The organism is Bacteroides faecalis (assembly GCF_003865075.1).
GTDB lineage: Bacteria > Bacteroidota > Bacteroidia > Bacteroidales > Bacteroidaceae > Bacteroides > Bacteroides faecalis.
This window is the reverse complement of the sequence record NZ_BHWB01000003.1, coordinates 519,730-540,206: the sequence shown is the minus strand read 5'-3', so window position 1 is coordinate 540,206 and position 20,477 is coordinate 519,730. Positions and strand designations below refer to the sequence as shown.

Annotated in this window: 13 protein-coding genes and 2 pseudogenes; 11 read left to right on the top strand and 4 right to left on the bottom strand. The window is 37.9% G+C overall.

From position 1 onward, the window contains the following. Window positions 1-5 precede the first annotated feature (5 nt). The 3 genes and pseudogenes from EJF25_RS07775 to EJF25_RS07765 all read left to right on the top strand — a co-directional run. Window positions 6-1,424, top strand: a complete 1,419-nt coding sequence (locus EJF25_RS07775) for a sugar porter family MFS transporter (protein ID WP_125040768.1) — start codon at window positions 6-8, stop codon at window positions 1,422-1,424. Between the two features lie 21 nt (window positions 1,425-1,445). Beyond that, window positions 1,446-2,618 (top strand): n-acyl-d-glucosamine 2-epimerase, encoded by a 1,173-nt coding sequence (locus EJF25_RS07770; RefSeq protein WP_125040767.1) that lies wholly within the window; start codon window positions 1,446-1,448, stop codon window positions 2,616-2,618. A gap of 31 nt (window positions 2,619-2,649) precedes the next feature. Next, window positions 2,650-4,650: pseudogene (locus tag EJF25_RS07765) on the top strand (SusC/RagA family TonB-linked outer membrane protein); the annotation flags it as partial. 215 nt (window positions 4,651-4,865) lie between these two features. Here the strand turns inward: EJF25_RS07765 and EJF25_RS07760 are convergent. After that, window positions 4,866-6,152: an IS1380-like element ISBf12 family transposase gene (locus EJF25_RS07760; RefSeq protein ID WP_009040242.1), complete on the bottom strand. Its 1,287-nt coding sequence runs from the start codon at window positions 6,150-6,152 to the stop codon at window positions 4,866-4,868. 153 nt (window positions 6,153-6,305) lie between these two features. Here EJF25_RS07760 and EJF25_RS07755 point away from each other — a divergent pair, with 153 nt between their 5' ends. After that, window positions 6,306-6,581: a TonB-dependent receptor gene (locus EJF25_RS07755; RefSeq protein ID WP_160119388.1), complete on the top strand. Its 276-nt coding sequence runs from the start codon at window positions 6,306-6,308 to the stop codon at window positions 6,579-6,581. On the opposite strand, the pseudogene EJF25_RS25545 reads toward EJF25_RS07755, so the two are convergent. Both EJF25_RS25545 and EJF25_RS07745 read right to left on the bottom strand, forming a co-directional pair. After that, window positions 6,531-6,722 (bottom strand): annotated as a pseudogene (locus EJF25_RS25545) (hypothetical protein). The gene EJF25_RS07755 and the pseudogene EJF25_RS25545 sit on opposite strands and share 51 nt — an antisense overlap. A 12-nt stretch (window positions 6,723-6,734) precedes the next feature. Further along, window positions 6,735-8,021 carry an IS1380-like element ISBf12 family transposase gene (locus tag EJF25_RS07745; RefSeq protein ID WP_009040242.1) on the bottom strand — a complete coding sequence of 429 codons (1,287 nt, stop codon included), beginning with the start codon at window positions 8,019-8,021 and terminating at the stop codon, window positions 6,735-6,737. A gap of 140 nt (window positions 8,022-8,161) precedes the next feature. Between EJF25_RS07745 and EJF25_RS07740 the strand changes: the two genes are divergently transcribed. From EJF25_RS07740 to EJF25_RS07705, 7 genes are all read left to right on the top strand, one after another. Further along, on the top strand, window positions 8,162-8,995 hold the full coding sequence (locus EJF25_RS07740; RefSeq protein WP_125040765.1) for a SusC/RagA family TonB-linked outer membrane protein: 834 nt from the start codon (window positions 8,162-8,164) through the stop codon (window positions 8,993-8,995). A gap of 18 nt (window positions 8,996-9,013) precedes the next feature. Next, window positions 9,014-10,945: a RagB/SusD family nutrient uptake outer membrane protein gene (locus EJF25_RS07735; protein ID WP_125040764.1), complete on the top strand. Its 1,932-nt coding sequence runs from the start codon at window positions 9,014-9,016 to the stop codon at window positions 10,943-10,945. A 41-nt stretch (window positions 10,946-10,986) separates the two neighbouring features. Continuing rightward, the gene (locus EJF25_RS07730; protein WP_235016753.1) at window positions 10,987-12,213 is read left to right on the top strand and encodes a DUF5126 domain-containing protein; all 1,227 of its coding nucleotides are present in this window, start codon (window positions 10,987-10,989) and stop codon (window positions 12,211-12,213) included. A 20-nt stretch (window positions 12,214-12,233) separates the two neighbouring features. Continuing rightward, complete coding sequence (locus EJF25_RS07725) at window positions 12,234-13,457, top strand: DUF4998 domain-containing protein (RefSeq protein ID WP_125040762.1); 1,224 nt, start codon at window positions 12,234-12,236, stop codon at window positions 13,455-13,457. Between the two features lie 618 nt (window positions 13,458-14,075). Beyond that, on the top strand, window positions 14,076-16,079 hold the full coding sequence (locus EJF25_RS07715) for a retaining alpha-galactosidase (RefSeq protein WP_235016752.1): 2,004 nt from the start codon (window positions 14,076-14,078) through the stop codon (window positions 16,077-16,079). Window positions 16,080-16,222: 143 nt separating this feature from the next. Then, the gene (locus EJF25_RS25540) at window positions 16,223-17,698 is read left to right on the top strand and encodes a 3-keto-alpha-glucoside-1,2-lyase-like domain-containing protein (protein WP_235016751.1); all 1,476 of its coding nucleotides are present in this window, start codon (window positions 16,223-16,225) and stop codon (window positions 17,696-17,698) included. Next, a complete protein-coding gene (locus tag EJF25_RS07705; protein WP_125040760.1) occupies window positions 17,698-18,774 on the top strand; it encodes a DUF4855 domain-containing protein in 1,077 nt (358 codons plus the stop codon). The genes EJF25_RS25540 and EJF25_RS07705 overlap by 1 nt, the downstream gene beginning before the upstream one ends. Before the next feature lie 646 nt (window positions 18,775-19,420). Here EJF25_RS07705 and EJF25_RS07700 read toward each other — a convergent pair. Beyond that, window positions 19,421-20,476 (bottom strand): SGNH/GDSL hydrolase family protein, encoded by a 1,056-nt coding sequence (locus tag EJF25_RS07700; RefSeq protein ID WP_370685708.1) that lies wholly within the window; start codon window positions 20,474-20,476, stop codon window positions 19,421-19,423. Window position 20,477 lies beyond the last annotated feature (1 nt).

The window sequence follows — 20,477 nt, the reverse complement described above, 5'->3', positions numbered from 1 at the left end:
ACGCTATGAAGTCTACCATTAATTTTAGTTATCTTATATTCCTTTCGGTTGTAGCTGCACTAGGAGGATTTTTGTTCGGATATGATACTGCTGTCATATCCGGGACAATAGCTCAGGTGACTCAACTTTTCCAATTGGATGCATTGCAACAAGGCTGGTATGTAGGATGCGCTTTAGTAGGATCTATTATAGGTGTTCTTTTCGCTGGAATTTTGAGTGATAAACTCGGACGAAAAATGACGATGGTTATTTCCGCAGTATTATTTTCTACATCAGCTTTGGGATGTGCCATTTCTGCTGACTTTACACAGTTAGTTGTTTATCGCATTATAGGTGGAGTCGGTATTGGTGTTGTTTCTATTGTTTCTCCTCTTTATATCTCAGAAGTTTCGGTTGCACAATACAGAGGTCGTTTAGTCTCTCTTTATCAATTGGCTGTTACGGTTGGTTTCCTTGGAGCTTATTTAGTCAATTATCAGTTATTATCGTGGGTAGAAGGTGGTGCTCAACTGAATATCTCCTGGCTCAATAAAATATTTGTTTCTGAAGTGTGGAGGGGAATGTTAGGAATGGAAACATTACCAGCTATACTATTCTTCATTATTATATTCTTTATTCCAGAAAGTCCGCGATGGTTGATCGTCAGAGGAAAAGAGGAAAAAGCTATCAATATTTTAGAGAGAATATATAACTCGATTTCAGAAGCTAAATGTCAATTAAGTGAAACAAAATCAGTCCTAACTTCTGAGACAAAGTCAGAATGGGCATTACTGATGAAGCCGGGAATTCTTAAGGCGGTTATCATTGGTGTGTGTATAGCCATTTTAGGGCAGTTTATGGGAGTGAACGCCGTACTATATTATGGTCCTTCCATCTTCGAAGATGCAGGGCTTTCAGGAGGAGATTCCCTGTTTTACCAAGTTCTCGTAGGACTAGTCAATACCCTTACCACCGTCCTGGCCGTCATCATCATCGACAAAGTGGGTCGTAAAAACCTTGTTTACTACGGCGTTTCCGGCATGATCATCAGCCTGCTCCTGATCGGCCTCTACTTCCTCTATGGCGAATCCCTGGGAATCTCCAGCCTGTTGCTGCTGTCCTTCTTCTTGTCCTACGTATTCTGCTGCGCCGTCTCCATCTGCGCCGTAGTCTTCGTGCTCCTCTCTGAGATGTACCCCACCAAAGTGCGCGGGCTGGCCATGTCCATAGCCGGTTTCGCCCTGTGGATCGGAACGTACCTGATCGGACAACTCACCCCCTGGATGCTCCAAAACCTCACCCCCGCCGGAACATTCTTCCTGTTCGCCATCATGTGCGTACCCTATATGCTCATCGTCTGGAGACTCGTGCCGGAAACCACCGGCAAGTCCCTGGAAGAAATAGAAAGATACTGGACCCGTTCGGGACAGTCATACAGACCTTAATCATTTAACAATAAAAGAAATATGGATTTTAAGAAACTAGCAAATCAATACAGGGACGAACTGCTCGAGAATGTTCTTCCCTTCTGGCTCGACCACTCCCAAGACCGGGAACATGGCGGATACTTCACCTGCCTGGATCGTGAAGGAAACGTATTCGACACCGACAAGTTCATCTGGCTTCAAGGGCGTGAAGTCTGGATGTTCTCAATGCTCTACAATAAAGTGGAAAAACGGCAGGAATGGCTCGACTGCGCCATCCAAGGCGGTGAATTCTTAAAGAAATACGGACATGACGGGAATTATAACTGGTACTTCTCTCTCGAGCGTTCGGGTAGCCCATTGGTAGAACCATACAACATCTTCTCCTACACCTTCGCCACCATGGCCTTCGGACAACTGAGTCTGGCCACAGGCAACCAAGAGTATGCGGAAATAGCGAAGAAGACATTTGAAATCGTCCTTTCCAAAGTCGATAATCCGAAAGGGAAATGGAACAAGCTCCATCCGGGCACCCGTAATCTGAAGAACTTCGCCTTACCGATGATTCTCTGTAATCTGGCTTTGGAAATCGAACATTTATTGGATGAAGAGTACCTCCGACAAACCATGGAAACATGTATCCATGAAGTAATGGAAGTATTCTACCGTCCGGAACTGGGAGGCATCATTGTTGAGAATGTAAACGCGGACGGTAGTCTTGCCGACTGTTTCGAAGGTCGCCAGATCACCCCCGGGCATGCTATTGAAGCCATGTGGTTCATCATGGATCTGGGCAAACGCCTGAACCGTCCCGAATTGATCGAAAAGGCGAAGAATGTGACTCTTACCATGCTCGATTACGGTTGGGATAAGGAATACGGTGGTATATACTACTTCATGGACCGTAATGGCTGTCCTCCCCAACAGTTGGAATGGGACCAGAAACTTTGGTGGGTGCATATCGAAACACTAATCTCGCTATTGAAAGGATACCAGCTGACTGGGGATAAAAACTGTCTGGAATGGTTTGAGAAGGTACACGATTATACATGGAACCATTTTAAGGATACTCAATATCCCGAATGGTTTGGGTATCTGGATCGCAGAGGGGAAGTGCTACTACCACTCAAAGGGGGAAAGTGGAAGGGATGTTTTCATGTGCCGAGGGGATTATATCAGTGCTGGAAAACATTAGATACCATTAACGGAGAATAAAATCCTAATATATAACTTTAAGTATAAAAACATGAAAACAAAAGAACTACTAAAAAGGGTACGAAGTATCTGCTTATTAATGCTTATCCCTTGCAGCTTAACGGCACAAAACATTAAGGAGATTACAGGCGTTGTGTATGAAGAAGATCAGGTCACTACCGTGGTAGGTGCCAATATCAAAATTAAGGGAACTACGGTAGGTACTGTTACCAACACAAATGGAATATTTAAATTAAACGCTAAACCCACTGATGTATTAATAATATCCTATATTGGGTATAGATCGCAGGAAGTACCAATAAAGAATAATACTCAGCTAAAAATAGTTTTAAAAGCAGATGAGGAATTATTGGAAGAAGTAGTTGTTACAGCATGGGGTAAAGAAAAGAAAAAAACAGTAGTAGGTTCTGTTGCAACACTTAGACCTTCGGAACTAAGAGGACCAAGCAGTAATTTAACGTCTATGCTTTCCGGTCGAGTAGCTGGCCTTATCAGTTACCAGACTTCAGGAGAACCGGGACGCGATAATGCACAATTTTTTATTCGAGGAGTTGGTTCTTTTGGTACAGGAAGAGTCAATCCGTTAATTCTGATTAATGGGATCGAATCTACAACAACAGAATTGGCAAGGATACAACCTGATGATATTGAAGGATTTTCTATCTTGAAAGATGCAACAGCTACATCTATGTATGGAAGTCGTGGGGCAAATGGAGTCATATTGGTTTCTACCAAAGGTGGTTTTGTAGGAAAAACAAAATTTAATATTCGTTATGAGTCTTCTTTATCGACCAATGCAAAAGATTATAACCTTGCGGACAATATTAGTTATATGAAATTAGCTAATGATGCATCTCTTACCCGAGGAGGAGAAAGAATATATGATTTTGATAAAATAGAGAATACAAAAAGGGGAGTGAACCCTCTATTGTATCCGAACAATAACTGGCGTGACATCATGATCAAGAAGTATACATTGAATCACAGAATAAACATGAATGTTTCCGGAGGTGCAGATATTGCCAAATATTATTTATCTGCATCTTACCGCTACGATGATGGTATGTTGAAAACACATAAGTCAAACGATTTTAATTCGAACGTGTCGAATTCCAGTATGGAAGTTCGTTCCAACATAGACCTGAATTTGACGAATAGCACAAAAGCTTCTGTTAGAATTAATGCACTTTTCGATTACCTGCATGGTCCTTCTGTCGGTACGGGAGGTGATGTATTCAAAAGTCTGCTGAAAGCCAATCCAGTTATGTTTCCTGCTGTATATCCTCAATCATATCGTTCGTGGGTCAAGCATCCTCTATTTGGAAATGCTCCTATGTCTGAAAACTCCCAATCCGAATCAGATCTTTTTTACAATCCCTATGCTTCTGCTTTATCAGGATATAGTGAAGATAATAGAGCTAATTTCACTGCACAATTTGAATTGAATCAGGATTTCAGTTTTATTATTCCCGGATTGAAAGGACGCTTGATGGCATATACCAAACGAAGTGCTCAAAGTGCCCTTTCCAGATCAATTGTTCCTTTTTATTACATGGGTGTTAAAGATAATGAAAATAAAAATGAAATGAAAGATGTAATACTCCTAAATGAAACAACAGGACGTGATTATCTGAATTATAGCGAAAAAGGAAAAGAAGTATGGAATGAAAACTGGATAGAAGGTTCATTGATGTATGATCATACTTTTAATGAACTTCATAATGTAGGAGGAACATTACTATATTATGTACGTGAGAAAAAACTTTCTAACGCGGGTAATCTAGAACGTTCCCTTCCTCAACGGAATATCAGTTTGTCCGGTCGTGTAACTTATGGATATGACAATCGTTATATGGCAGAATTTAATTTCGGTTATAATGCTTCAGAAAGATTTGACGAAAAACACAGATGGGGATTTTTTCCTTCTATTGGAGCTGCTTGGAACATTAAAAATGAAGCATTTTTAAAGAATGTTTCTTTCCTTGATAAGTTAAAAGTTCGTTACTCATTCGGAATTGTTGGTAACGATGAACTTACGAATTGGTTTAATAATGGAGAAGAACGTTTCTTCTATTTCCTCAAATCCGCAACTAAGCCCTTGAACGTCCTTATTGCGTTTACACGTCCTCTCATTACTGAATTTGCAGATAATTTGAACTTGAAGCACCCACTTCTGCCTACAATATCCCCTTACCCCACAATGTGACTTGAGGCAATACACAATATCATTCCCATAAGTTGTAGGCATTATCCAAAATCAGTCTGGAAAACATCTGCGTAAGCATTATTACAGGTATAGATGTTCAGCACATACCGCCTTGATGTCCTGATCCACTTGGCTGGTACAGAGATAAACCTGAAGACAAACGCTTTTATGCGACTTGTTGCATTGAGCCCGAACTTCTTTACGTCAAGTCTTTGAATAATGGCCTTGTAAAAGTTACGGATAAGTGCTGTAAGAAGAAGGAACACTGTGTTCTCTGCCATGAAGGATTTGGGCAATCTGTCCCACCCGAAACCATTGTTCATATCATCGAAGATACGTTCCTTTCCTCCACGAAGGTTATAGAACTCGACAATTTCTCTTACGGAAGAATCATAGTCGTTAGTCAGGATACAACGGTATGTGTATTCTCCTTCCCAAAAATCCTGCACACCATCCATCCGTTTCTGTCTTTGAATCACAAGTCGATATGCCTTACCTTTCCACTTCTCAACAAGGATAGAGTTCAATTCAAACTCAATGCCATTGATTTCCTCAGTTTTCCAGCCTTTGAGAGCAAAGGTGTCATTGTAGATCGAACTGCAGCGGTTAGCACGGATATAGAAGGACTTGCAGTGTTTTTCTATTTCCTCCACGATTTCCTCGGAACATGATCCACAATCAGCTCTGAAGCGATTGATAGTGAGCCCATTCTGTTCAAATCTCGCAAAGAACCTCTTCAGCGTGTCCTTCTGATGGAAACGAACATTTGTGTTACCATCGCTATTCTCTATACCGACTATCAAATCGCCAATAACCGCCACGCCAGGGCGATAACCAAGGAACTTCTTGTATGTAGGCTTTGCATCATACTTCTCTGTCTCTATGAACTGATGGTCGAAATCAACATCATACATCTCACCCTCTTTCAGTTGGCCAGATGCAAATATACAATTGAGCAATAAAGTATTGAGAGTGTCAGCCGTATTGAAATCGTAGGTCTTGCCCATATCTGATGTGTATGAAATGTTTTCTTGCGTCAACTCCTTTATCGCCCTGAGGATAGTATCAGAGCTACAAGTGCGAAGTGTCGGATGAAGCGAGAGGTGGTTCATCAAATGAGTAGTGACATCCTCAATACATGAACCGCTACAGAAGTAGATACTCATGAGAGAACGGATGATTTCGCTGTACTGATAACCGAACGATCTACACCTTAGACCGAGGGTTGAGTCGATTACAGATGATAATGTGGAGTCAAATTGCTCCATGATTGAAAATAATCCCCCAAAAGGAGTGAGTCTCTCAGATTTAATTTGTATCTTCGCCATGTCTATCGTCGGATTCTCTTGTTTTTTTTGCAACACTAAGATAAGTGAAAATTCTGACATGGCAAAATCCTGAGCAACTTTTTGTTGCTCAGGTACTTAAAAAGTTTAATTTATAATAGTGTTGCGGAATTAAGGTATTTGAATATGATGAATATGAATGCCGGTACCATTAAATTCGGTACCGATTACGGAAAAAAATTCCAAACTGTTGCAGTATCACGCTATGCTAATTCCGACATAACTTGGGAGAAAGCCTATAAATCCAATCTTGCATGGGAAATAGCTCTGTTTAACTCGTTGAGTGTTGAGCTGGATATGTTCAAAGACCATCGCACTAACATTTTGATGTCAAGAGGCGATATTCCCTCAACAATGGGATTACGCACAACAGTACGCGCTAATATTGGAGAACCTCAAATCCGCAACTAAGCCCTTGAACGTCCTTATTGCGTTTACACGTCCTCTCATTACTGAATTTGCAGATAATTTGAACTTGAAGCACCCACTTCTGCCTACAATATCCCCTTACCCCACAATGTGACTTGAGGCAATACACAATATCATTCCCATAAGTTGTAGGCATTATCCAAAATCAGTCTGGAAAACATCTGCGTAAGCATTATTACAGGTATAGATGTTCAGCACATACCGCCTTGATGTCCTGATCCACTTGGCTGGTACAGAGATAAACCTGAAGACAAACGCTTTTATGCGACTTGTTGCATTGAGCCCGAACTTCTTTACGTCAAGTCTTTGAATAATGGCCTTGTAAAAGTTACGGATAAGTGCTGTAAGAAGAAGGAACACTGTGTTCTCTGCCATGAAGGATTTGGGCAATCTGTCCCACCCGAAACCATTGTTCATATCATCGAAGATACGTTCCTTTCCTCCACGAAGGTTATAGAACTCGACAATTTCTCTTACGGAAGAATCATAGTCGTTAGTCAGGATACAACGGTATGTGTATTCTCCTTCCCAAAAATCCTGCACACCATCCATCCGTTTCTGTCTTTGAATCACAAGTCGATATGCCTTACCTTTCCACTTCTCAACAAGGATAGAGTTCAATTCAAACTCAATGCCATTGATTTCCTCAGTTTTCCAGCCTTTGAGAGCAAAGGTGTCATTGTAGATCGAACTGCAGCGGTTAGCACGGATATAGAAGGACTTGCAGTGTTTTTCTATTTCCTCCACGATTTCCTCGGAACATGATCCACAATCAGCTCTGAAGCGATTGATAGTGAGCCCATTCTGTTCAAATCTCGCAAAGAACCTCTTCAGCGTGTCCTTCTGATGGAAACGAACATTTGTGTTACCATCGCTATTCTCTATACCGACTATCAAATCGCCAATAACCGCCACGCCAGGGCGATAACCAAGGAACTTCTTGTATGTAGGCTTTGCATCATACTTCTCTGTCTCTATGAACTGATGGTCGAAATCAACATCATACATCTCACCCTCTTTCAGTTGGCCAGATGCAAATATACAATTGAGCAATAAAGTATTGAGAGTGTCAGCCGTATTGAAATCGTAGGTCTTGCCCATATCTGATGTGTATGAAATGTTTTCTTGCGTCAACTCCTTTATCGCCCTGAGGATAGTATCAGAGCTACAAGTGCGAAGTGTCGGATGAAGCGAGAGGTGGTTCATCAAATGAGTAGTGACATCCTCAATACATGAACCGCTACAGAAGTAGATACTCATGAGAGAACGGATGATTTCGCTGTACTGATAACCGAACGATCTACACCTTAGACCGAGGGTTGAGTCGATTACAGATGATAATGTGGAGTCAAATTGCTCCATGATTGAAAATAATCCCCCAAAAGGAGTGAGTCTCTCAGATTTAATTTGTATCTTCGCCATGTCTATCGTCGGATTCTCTTGTTTTTTTTGCAACACTAAGATAAGTGAAAATTCTGACATGGCAAAATCCTGAGCAACTTTTTGTTGCTCAGGTACTTAAAAAGTTTAATTTATAATAGTGTTGCGGAATTAAGGGAGAAATGAAATCTCATGGATTTGAACTTGCTGCTGACTATAATAAGTATTTCAATAAAGATTTTTGGGCAACCATCAGAGGAACATTTACTTTTGCAAAGAACAAGGCAACAGTATATGAAGAGCCAAATTATCCGAAAGACACTTATTACAGATCAAGGATAGGTTATCCATGGAATACAATGTGGGGATTGTTGGCAGAGCGTTTATTTATTGATGAGGATGATGTACTCAATTCTCCCAAACAATTCGGAGATTATATGGCTGGAGATATCAAATATCGTGATATCAATAATGACGGTGTAATTAATGACAATGATTTAGTGCCCATGGGATACCCTACAGAACCAGAAGTCAATTATGGCTTTGGATTTACCGTTGGCTATAAAGACTTTGACATAAGTGCTTTTTTCTCTGGTATTGCACGGACTTCTTTCATGATTAATCCCGCCAATATTACCCCTTTTATAACAAATGGAAATAAAGTATCTGGTCTGTTGGATGTTGTTGCGAAGGATCACTGGTCGGAAGAGAATCGTAATCCTTACGCATTTTTCCCTCGTCTTTCAACAAGCCAAATAAGCAACAACAATAGAAATTCAACTTGGTGGCTCCGTAATGGTTCCTTCTTTAAACTCAGCAGCCTTGAAATAGGATATGAACCAAAAGGAAAATGGGTGAAACAAAAACTTCTTATAGAAGGTTTCAGACTTTATGCAAGTGGTTCCAACTTGTTTAAAATAAGTAAGTTTAAAATGTGGGATGCTGAAATGAAAGGAGAAGGTATGGGATATCCGCTCCAAAGAGTTTTTAATCTTGGTCTTCAGTTAAGTTTCTAACATAAAAAATATACAGAAATGAAAATCAATATATCAAGTATCAAAAAGAGCTTAAAGAATAGTTCTAAAGTCGCAATTATATATTTATTGGCAACACAATTATGTGGCTGTAATAATTTTCTGGATGTCGCACCAGATAATATTGCAAATATGGATAACGTTTTTGCCAACCAAAAAGAAGCAGAAAGGTATCTCGCGACTTTATACTCCTATGCTCCTGAGATTCACAGAGATTCAAAAGCAACTCTAACATTTTTCGGTGGTGATGACATTTGGACATATGAAACAAACGACCATTATGACCATTGTCCGGGAATCAGAATCTCTAGAGGCGAACAAAACGTAAATAATCCATATGAAAACTATTGGGATGGAGGAATGTTTCAAGCAATTAGAGATTGTAATACATTCTTAGAAGAGATAAGTAAACCGGAAAGAGTCCCCGAATTAAGTACTGTGACGAGAGTGCGTTGGATAGCAGAAGCCAATTTTCTCAAAGCGTATTATCATTTCATTTTGTTTAGAATGTATGGTCCTATACCTATTACCGATAAAAATCTATCCATAGGAATGGATGGTGATGCAGTATCCGTTAAACGAGCTCCTGTAGACGATGTTGTGAATTACATTTCCGATTTACTAGATAAATCAGCAGAAGATCTGCCGTTGATTATCGAAAATACTGCAGAAGAAGCCGGACGTGTTACTAAAAGTGCTGCTTATATGTTAAAGGCTAAACTTTGGATAACTGCTGCAAGTCCGTTATTTAACGGTAACATAGATTACGAAGGATATGCTGACAAAGATGGGGTCATTTTATTTCCTCAGGAATATGATGCTACGAAATGGGATAAAGCAGTCGAAGCGTGTGAAAGTGCGATGGATAACATTCCGGGATTAGAATTGTACCATTTCCGAGAAGTAGCTACTCTGCACGAACCTACACAATACCAAATGAATTTCCGTGGTGCGATAACAGACCGTTTTAACAATGAATTGATTTGGGGACGATTTATGGATGATTATCAAAACATTGTCATGCAAGCAGAAGCTTCTGTGCCTCAAATGATAGAAGGGGTTAAAAACAGTTTTCAAGCTTCATGTTTTTCAGTTACATTCAATATGGTCGAACGTTTTTATACAAAGAACGGAGTACCTATTGAAGAAGATAAGACTTGGCCTTATAATGAAAGATATCAAGTGTCTACTACAAAGGAAGATCAAAAATATAACCTCATTGTGGGATATCCTACTGCGTTATTAAATCAAGATAGAGAGAATCGTTTTTATGCAAGTCTTATGTTTGATGGCAGTGTCGTTTACATGAAAAATACACCAAATGAAGAAAATGCACATCAAATAAGAGCACTATATAGTGATAGGAATGGAATAACTGCAGACTGGAATAGAGCAAACCAAACTGGTTACTGGATCAGAAAAATTATAAATTGGGAATACACTCATAGTGCAAATGGTGCCGCCACCCGCTTCTATTCTTGGCCGGAAATGCGATTGGCTGATTTAAAGCTACTTTATGCAGAAGCGTTAAATGAGGTTGGACGTGGCAATGAAGCCATTGCTCAACTGGATGATATCAGGGCAAGAGTAGGTTTGAAAGGGGTGAAAGAATCGTGGAGCGAATATTCTATAAATCCCGATAAGCCAAATACAAAAGACGGATTAAGAGAAATCATACATCAAGAAAGAGAAATAGAATTAGCATTTGAAGGACATCGTCTGTGGGATCTGAAAAGGTGGAAAAAATCTGCAGAATTTCTCAATAAAGACGTGAAAGGATGGAATATTTTCGGAAAAACGTCTACAGAGTATTATCAGGTAAATAAAGTGTTTGAACAGGAGTTTGTTGCACCCAGAGATTATTTATTTCCTATTTCCTTGAGAGCAATATTAAGGAATACAAATTTAGTACAAAATCCAGGATGGAATTAAATTTTATAATCATGAAAAGAATAACTGTTAATTCATATATAATGAGTAGACTTAATCTATTTTACATATTGAGTATTTTTATAGCTTCGACTATTTTTAGTTGTGAAGAAGAACAGCACAGTCCTATCAACAAAGGAGGAGATTTGCCGGAACAAGTCACGAATGTAAAAGTAATCTCTACGCCTGGAGGAGCTGATTTAGTTTATACGCTCCCCAATAGTAAAGATCTTTCTTATATTGAGGCAATTGTTAATACACCGGAAGGTAATACTTTGAATTTTAAATCATCAACTTATAGAGATACTATTTCCATAACAGGATTAGCTACGGAAAACGTACAAGAGGTTTTACTTTATAGTGTAAGTAAGAGCGGACTTAAATCTCAGCCACTATTAGTAGATATAAATCCACTTACACCTCCATATATGAAAGTTTTTCAGACACTGACTCTTGAAAATGGTTTAGGAGGAGTCGACGTAAAATATAAAAATGAGACTGGTGATATTTTAGCAGTTTCTATCGGTCGCATTATTGATGGAGAATTTATAGAAGATGATACCTACTATTCGAATAAAAAAGATGGACGTTATTTATTCTGGGGATATGAACCTATACCTCAACAATTTGGGGTATATATTCGTGATCGCTGGGATCATTATTCGGATACGCTTTACGCAAATATAACTCCTACATTGGAAATTATGTTTGATAAAAGTAATTTTAAAGCCATCCGTTTAGAGAACGACTCAAAATTTTTGACCGGCAAATATGACCTTCCACAAAACATGTGGGATGGAAGATGGTCGGAAGATTACAATAATCCATATACCGATGGTGGTACGAACTGGTCTCACGGTAAATTTCTAGAAGATAGTGAATTGGGCAAACCAGCAGCCTTTACTATTGACCTTGGTCAGTTGTGTTGTATTAGTAGAATACGTTTTAACCATTACTGGAGATTCGAAAATGATTCGCCCAAAAAGTATGAAGTATATGGATTTATGGATTATGGCGGAGACTATATACAATATACTGACGGAGCTTGGCATAATTGGGAATTGCTGGCTACAGTAGAAAATGTGAAGCCTTCAAGTATAGGAGGAAATAGTAATGAAGATGCTGAAAGTTGGGAAGCTGGAAATATTGTGACATTTTCTCCACCGGTCGCCGGTGTACGCTACATTCGTATTAAAGCAATAGAAAGTTGGAATGGTAAACGCAATCTTGATTTTGCAGAAGTGACTGTATATGGACAAGAAATTCAATAATTTTTTAACACGACTATTTTATGAAAAAGATAATTTTACTATTTTGTTTTATACCCTTATTCTTAAACATTGCATGTGAGGGCGAAATTGATCCATTACAATTTGCACAAGGTGGAGAATTACGTTATCCGGGGAAAGTAAGTAGTGCTACATATTTGGCTGGAAAAGAACGGTTGCAAATTCAACTCACATTAGGTCCGGATCCTAATGTGAATAAAGTAATTATCTACTGGAATCTATCGAAAGAACATTTAATTGTGGATATTGATCGAAGTTCTTTAAAAGACAATACTGTAGATGTACTGATTGAGAATTTACCGGAAAATATATATAACTTTGAAATATATACTTATGATAAATTTGAAAACAAATCAATCCCAACTTATTTGGTGGGACGTACCTATGGAAATCGTTATTTAAGCATCCTTAACAATCGTCCAATAGCAACCTATGAGGCTGTTGATAATGGAGGCGTGAAAATAATATGGGGTGATTCTATCATTTACTCAGCAGGAGTAAGGATGGAATATACGGATATTGAACAAAATAAAAAAGTTGTAGAGATTCCCAATATAGTCAATGAGACGATTTTAGAACAAGTAGATATAAACAAAGAAATTGAAATTTCCACTTTATTTGCTCCTGAGCCCAATGCTATAGATATTTTTGAGTCAAAAAAGATTATGCGACTTGATCCGACAAAACTTATATTAGAGTTGAAGAAACCTTATGCATTAAATCATGTTGGTGGTTTTGATAGTGCGTACGGAGGTAATCCTGATAAATTATGGGACGGAAAATGGGGAAAAACTTTCAATCAAGACGGCAGTGGAAATCCTTGGGGAAACGAAGCTGGTTGGGGCGTATTTGAACCTAAAACGATACCTGCCTGGTTTACAATAGATTTATCTAAATCCGTAAAAATAGCAAGGTATCGTAGTGGATTTTATTGGCCTTACATGAATGGATGTCCTAAAAAAACGGAACTATGGGCATACACTGGAGAGGGAGTTCCAACAGCAGAAGAAGGATGGAATAATTGGGTAAAAATCGGATCGGCAGATAATTCAGCACTTACTCTGGAAGAAATGGTAAGTGCATATTCTTTGGGAGATAATATTTATCCTGATTACAATTCTGTTCCTTCTGCTCAATACTATAGAGTTAAGGTTCTGGAAACGTGGAAACCTGGTGCAAGTTGTTTCAGTATTTCCGAAGTAACATTCTGGCGATATACAAATTAATAATTTATGCGAATCAGTAGTTGAATTCCAATTCTTGGTTAGGGAATTAGACAAATGCATGCGATGGTAATTTTTTCCATCGCATGTACTAAACGTTCAAACTTAGATCTGACTTTCATTGCTCTTTAAATATTTGTTTTTTCATTCAGCCAATTGAATAATGATTCAATAGATTGTCTGACTTCTGAGACTGCAGTTGAAAACAAGTCTCCTGTAGCATTTTCATCAATCGTAGAAAGTATGAATATTTCAGGAAAAGGTAGCTTCACAGAAATATAGTCAGAAATTCCTGATCGGTAAAGGCCGGATTATTATTCTTATTCCTGAACCGCTGGCAGTAGAATTTGAGTGAAAACTCATAAACATCGCATATATATTTTTTTATAAGTTTTAATTCTTTCTCCTTGGAAATCATAATTATACTAATGAATGGCTTTATTCTTCTAATATACTGATTTTTCAGGAGGATTTTAAGAAATAAGATAATTAACTGAATCAGTTCATGATTTTAACTGCTGATTTGCATAATTTATATAAACTACCAACATAGTTGTGCTCAATAATATTCCCATAAAGAATATTTTGGTACAACCATCTAATAATTGCACTGTTATGAATATGACAAAGAAAATAAGTACATGGATTTCGATTTTATTTTTCTCCGGGAGTTTGTTTTCACAAGAAAACATCAAATTAAAATCTCCTAATGAAAAACTATCCATTAGTGTACAAATAAGCGATGTCGTAAATTACGCACTTTCTTTTGATGACGATATTATTGTAGAGAATTCTCAAATTTCTATGAAACTGGCCAATGGAAAACATTGGGGAATAAAACCGCGATTACGGAGTAAAAAGATGTTTTATAAAAATGAGAAAATATCCACATGCATTTATAAGAAATCAGAGATACAAAATGAATATAATGAGTTAATACTGAAATTCCATGACAACTATAACCTTATATTTCGGGCGTATAATGAAGGAATGGCCTGGCGTTTTGAATCTGAGATGAAGACAGATTTCATTGTGAATGAAGAACAAGCAACCTTCAATTTTCCAAGAAACTTTAAGGCTTATATACCTTACGTAAAATCTTCAGCAGGATATGAGAACTTACAAGGACAGTTGATGACCTCATTCGAAAGCCTATATGAATATATCCATTTATCCGAATGGGATGATAAACGATTAGCTTTTGCACCTATTATGGTAGAATGTGACAAAGGACGAAAAGTAGTTATTACTGAGGCCGATCTGATCAATTATCCTGGAATGTATTTGCACAATAAAAACAAGGGAAAAACATTATATGGATTCTTTGCACCTTATCCAGATGTTGTACAACAAAACAGTAAGGATATTCGCGAAGAAATCATTTTATCCAGAAAAAACTATATTGCTAAATGCTCCCCAAACACCTGTTTCCCTTGGCGCATTATTATAGTAGCTAAATCGGATGTGGAATTACTTGGAAATGATATGGTATATAAATTATCAACACCGGCAAAAGGTGACTTTTCTTGGGTAAAACCTGGAAAAGTAACATGGGACTGGTGGAACGCATTAAATTTATTTGGGGTCGATTTTAAGACAGGTATCAACACTGACACATACAAATATTATATAGACTTTGCTTCCCAAAATGGATTGGAATACATTATCATGGATGAAGGCTGGTCAGATCTGAATAATCTTTATCAGGTAGTACCAGAAATAGATCTGAAAAATTTGATTGCTTATTCTGCAACTAAAAATGTTGGAATAATACTTTGGCTGCCATATTATGGTTTTGCAAAAGATATGGAAAATATATGCAAGTATTATTCTGAAATGGGAATAAAAGGCTTTAAGATTGATTTCATGAATCGCGATGATCAGCCAATGGTATACTTTCATTACCAAGCTGCTAAAATTGCAGCAAAATATCATTTACTAGTTGATTTCCATGGTACTTACAAACCTACAGGATTACAACGAACCTTTCCGAATGTGTTAAATTTTGAGGGAGTATTTGGTTTGGAAAATATGAAATGGAGTGGCATCGAGCATGATATGGTTACTTATGATGTAACCCTTCCATTTATTCGTCTTCTAGCGGGACCAGCTGACTATACTCCGGGGGCTATGTGTAATGCAAACAAAGAAAACTATCGTCCGGTACATTCTCAACCTATGAGTCAGGGAACAAGATGTAGGCAATTAGCGCAATATATTATTTTTGATTCGCCTTTATGTATGCTTGCGGATTCACCTTCTAATTATCAAAAAGAACAGGAATGTACTCAATTTATATCCCGTATACCAACAGTGTGGGATGAAACTATTGCATTAGAAGGGAAAATAGCCCAATATATAGCCATGGCTCGCAGGAAAGATAATGTATGGTATTTAGGTGTAATGACTAATTGGAATAAAAGAGATCTTGAACTCGATCTTTCTTTCTTAGGAGATGGTATGTATACAGCAGAAGTCTTTTGTGATGGTATCAATGCAGATCGTGTTGCATCCGATTATGTCAGGGTGGTAAAAGATGTGTCTGTCGAGAAAAAAATGAAGGTAACGCTTATGCCGGGAGGAGGTTGTGTTATGCGAATTGAAAAGAAACAGTATAGAAAGTGATACTATATTGAATTTATTAAAGACTAGCATTCAATAAAGTTAGGGTTGGATATACTAAAAACAGATTTATTATTATTTTTGTAATTCTTTGATGACAGTATTAAACAAAGCTGCATCAATACAATATTTAAAACATTTATATTATGAAAAGAAAAGTATTATTGAGTATTTTATGTACCATTCTTTCTTTGTCAGCAACAGCGCAAACAAAGATTATTGCACACCGAGGTTTTTGGGAAACGGAAAATTCTGCTCAGAATTCCCTAAGTTCATTGTATAAAGCTAATGAAATAGGATGTTATGGTTCTGAATTTGATGTTTGGAGAACACAGGATGGTGTTTTGGTAGTCCATCACGATAGTGAGATAAATTCTACAACTATCGAACAGTCTCCTTATGAAAAGATTAAGAATTGTAAATTATCTAATGGAGAAGTATTGCCTACTCTTGAACAATATTTGGTTCATGCTAAGAATTGTCCGGAACTGCAATTAATTCTTGAAATAAAAACGAAAAAATCTGCCCCCGAATGGATAAAAGTGTTGGTTGATGAAATAGTTAAAACTGTAGAAAAACATAAGTTGGCCAATCGAACGGATTATATTGCTTTCAGTAAAGAAGTATGTCAGGAATTGGTGAGAATACGTCCAAGTGCAAAGGTGTATTACTTGAATGGAGATGCTTCTCCTGCTCAATTAAAAGAATGGGGAATGACAGGAGCTGACTATTACTTCACCGGATTTACCAATAATCTGAATTTAGTTAATGATATGCACAACCAGGGACTTCAGGTAAATGTATGGACAGTGGATGACCCTGTAATGATGAAACGCTTGATTGGTATGGGAGTGGATTATATCACAACAGACAAGCCTTTACTGCTAAAGCAAATGATTAAAGAGTATGCGGATAAATATACTCCTATAGACTATCCTCAAGTAGATTTGTCCACTTTCAAAAAAGACAAGAAAGGATACATTACGATATTCGACGGTACTTCCTTTAATGGATGGAGAAGTTATGCTTCCGAAACTTTGGCAGACAAATGGGTGTTGGATGATGGCGCGATGAAATTCGACAGCAAGAAACAAGGAAAAGGTGGAGAAATCATCTTTGCCCATCGATTTAAAAATTTTGAACTGGAGTTGGAATGGAAAATATCTGAGGGAGGAAATTCCGGTATTATGTATATGATTCAGGAAATCCCCGGTCAATTTGCGGTAGCTTCTTCTCCCGAATATCAGTTGCTGGATAACGAGAATCACCCCGATGCCAAAGCAGGTAAAGATGGTAATCGGAAAGCCGGCTCTTTGTATGACATGATTCCCGCCAATCCTCAAAATGCCAAACCTTTTGGTGAATGGAATAAGACTAGAATAGTAGTGAACAACGGACAAGTCACTCACTATCAAAACGGTGAGAAAGTCGTGGAATATACAGTGGGAACTCCGGAATGGATTAAAATGCTGGATAATAGCAAATTTAGTGTGACCGGATGGACAGATGCTTATTACCTGATGAGTAATTTCGGTGGCATCAAGCGTGAAGGTTACATTGGATTCCAAGATCATGGCAACGATGTATGGCTGCGTAATATCAAAATAAAAGTACTGGATTAATGATGAATCGTATTTTTGTATTTACAATAATCTTGTTCTGCCTGTCATCCTGTTCGTCATCTCAAAAGGCAACGACGGGACAGGCAGTAACTGAAGGCTATGCTCCCAAAGGAAGTATCCGGGATATGGTGTTGATTTATGATGGGGGAACTCACCGAAGAGAAGTATGGAATGAGGAACTATTTCAGCCATATGTTTATGCTTCCCGTCAAAATGCTAAAGGAGGTGATTGGCTGTTTGATGGTTTTCTTTTTTTGGAAATCTATGATGGCAATCGTTGCGGATTTGCTTCCGGTTATCGTCCAACCCCTGCTACAAAAGAGGATTGGATCATGTTAATCGACAAATATTTTACTCCTGGAAGAAGTATTTGTGCATTAAATGATTGCATAGAGAAGGCAAAGTCAGTCTGCGGCAAGCTTCCTAAAAAGAGAAAAATAGTTTTATCGCTACCGGAACCTATTCCAAATCAAAAGAATTGGGGTGAACTAGATGGGAAAAAGCTTGATTTTTCAAAAGATGAAGACCGCATATCTGCCTGTAAATGGTATATTGATTTTATTACAGAACGATTTAAAAAGGCTCATCTTAAAAATGTTGAATTGGCAGGATTTTATTGGTTAGCAGAGGAAGCGACTCATACGCGGACGTTTGTGAAACATATCGCCGACTATATTCATGAAGACAAACAGTCTTTTTATTGGATTCCTTACTTCAAATCTGATGGATATACTACATGGAAAGAGTTAGGCTTCGACAAGGCATATTTGCAACCGAATCATTTTTTCAATTCAAACATTCCGGATTCTCGCATAGATGATGCATGCAAGTTAGCACGTCAATATGGAATGTCGATGGAGTGTGAATTCGATGAAAGGGCGTTGAATGATAAAGCTCCCCGTATGCATGCATATATAGATGGATTTGAACGCAATCATGTTTTCGAAAATACGGATGTTGCCTATTATCAAGGAGGAAGTGCTTTTTATGCATTAAAAAATGGTTCGGAAAAAGATATAGCGCTCTATTATCGATTGGCAAATATTATCATTAAAAGGCAAAAAGCACGTCGATAAATTGTTTGGGCTATATTTTTTATATTTAGAGTGTTTTGGGTGAGTCTTTAGTAATTGAAAACCATTTTGAGTCATCGTCATATTTTTGCATAAACCTCTAAAATACAGCATATTGTATTGCGTCATCTTTTTTATAAGACTTGCGGATATGATTTTTTATTTGCATACGCAACTTTACAAAGGAAAATAGTCTTAAAAAAGATGACGCATTTTATCATCCTGAATGATAGCGAGATAGAGAGAAATATGACGATGACTCAAAAGGGTTTTCATTTATCAAACAGACCGGTGTTAATACGAAAAAAGATACTAATGTTTGTTTTCAACTATCCCAATGATTGAAAAAAACATTGGAATAAACAAAAACAAACTTCCCATAGATTTTAGGTAAACGAACCGCATCTTTTACTGAAACTGTGCGGTCATTTTATAAAAAACAACCGTACAATTGCTACAACTTTACCGTATGATTTTATCCAAGCATCCGCTGTTTTTCAAATACATCTTTCAAGTGCTTCTTGTACTAGACCTATCCAATTCATGTACATGACTTGCCCAATCCTTGTACATCTTCCGAGTAACTCTAATACATTATTCGGATCACTCTAGTACTTCCTTCGAGTAACTCTAGTACATCTTTTTAGCCTTATTTGGTGAATAAGTCTTTTAACGGCCAATTCATAATCGTAGAAATATACGGTACGAGTGACATTGCCATTTTCATTTGCCCCTTGTAATTAGGATGCCACACAGCACCTAAATCCGTCGTATTATTATAGAGTCCTTCCGGGAAAACAAACAAATATACTTGCGGATCATTCAAGTCTTGACGCAAGAGTTCCATATATCCTATAATTTGTCTTTGCGCTATAGACGGACTGATACAAAGAATGGGGACATTGCCGTAATAAGTGCGTAATCTACTAATCAATAGCTTATAAGCATGGATAAACTCTTCCTCCAACGGATACAGATCCGTAGAAAAGTCGTTGCTTCCTAAATTAATAACAACTAAGTCCGGCTTATATGCTTTAAAATTCCACTTCTTCTCTAAGTTAATATCAAAAGTATTCAGCATTCGATCTTTCATTGTCACCGCCGATACTCTCACTGAATCGCCATAATTTCGTACGACTCCTCTTCCTGAATGTGCAATGAAAGTATAATCCGCATTAAAATAGCGGGATATAATAGCAGCGTATGACAAATTACAATTTTCAGTTTCCGCTTTATAAGGTTCACTGCGATCCTTACCTTCCGTTCCGAAGCCACAAGTCAGGGAATTACCTATAAACTCGATATGTCTGAGCGGAATATTCATTTCTCTCTTCAATTGACCTCCCTGAGGCAATACAAACTGGTGAATAGTCGTTTGCCCCCATTCACCTTCCGTACGTTTCTGAATGAGAATACGGTGAAATCCTTTATCAATACCAGATACAAAATTAATCAATGTATCTTTGCCGAATACTTTTACCACCTTATGCAAAAGACCATCCACAAATACATTATAGTAATTGATCCCTGTATCTGAAAGCCGGATAGACAATTCTCCTCCCGAAAGCTTGGTACGAAGATAAGTTCCGGTCCAATCGAATGATACTGCCCCGTCTCCTTGTATTTCCGTACGACCGACGTATGAGATGTTTGAGTCATTCCCCTTTAGACAAACTTTACCTTGTGCATTCGTTTCCTGAAGCATA

Coding starts and splice junctions, on each gene's coding strand:
- EJF25_RS07715 (WP_235016752.1), top strand. CDS start 14,076: ATGACAAAGAAAATAAGTACATGGATTTCGATTTTATTTTTCTCCGGG.
- EJF25_RS25540 (WP_235016751.1), top strand. CDS start 16,223: ATGAAAAGAAAAGTATTATTGAGTATTTTATGTACCATTCTTTCTTTG.
- EJF25_RS07760 (WP_009040242.1), bottom strand. CDS start 6,152: ATGGCGAAGATACAAATTAAATCTGAGAGACTCACTCCTTTTGGGGGA.
- EJF25_RS07740 (WP_125040765.1), top strand. CDS start 8,162: ATGAAATCTCATGGATTTGAACTTGCTGCTGACTATAATAAGTATTTC.
- EJF25_RS07735 (WP_125040764.1), top strand. CDS start 9,014: ATGAAAATCAATATATCAAGTATCAAAAAGAGCTTAAAGAATAGTTCT.
- EJF25_RS07770 (WP_125040767.1), top strand. CDS start 1,446: ATGGATTTTAAGAAACTAGCAAATCAATACAGGGACGAACTGCTCGAG.
- EJF25_RS07700 (WP_370685708.1), bottom strand. CDS start 20,476: ATGCTTCAGGAAACGAATGCACAAGGTAAAGTTTGTCTAAAGGGGAAT.
- EJF25_RS07775 (WP_125040768.1), top strand. CDS start 6: ATGAAGTCTACCATTAATTTTAGTTATCTTATATTCCTTTCGGTTGTA.
- EJF25_RS07725 (WP_125040762.1), top strand. CDS start 12,234: ATGAAAAAGATAATTTTACTATTTTGTTTTATACCCTTATTCTTAAAC.
- EJF25_RS07705 (WP_125040760.1), top strand. CDS start 17,698: ATGATGAATCGTATTTTTGTATTTACAATAATCTTGTTCTGCCTGTCA.
- EJF25_RS07755 (WP_160119388.1), top strand. CDS start 6,306: ATGAATGCCGGTACCATTAAATTCGGTACCGATTACGGAAAAAAATTC.
- EJF25_RS07745 (WP_009040242.1), bottom strand. CDS start 8,021: ATGGCGAAGATACAAATTAAATCTGAGAGACTCACTCCTTTTGGGGGA.
- EJF25_RS07730 (WP_235016753.1), top strand. CDS start 10,987: ATGAGTAGACTTAATCTATTTTACATATTGAGTATTTTTATAGCTTCG.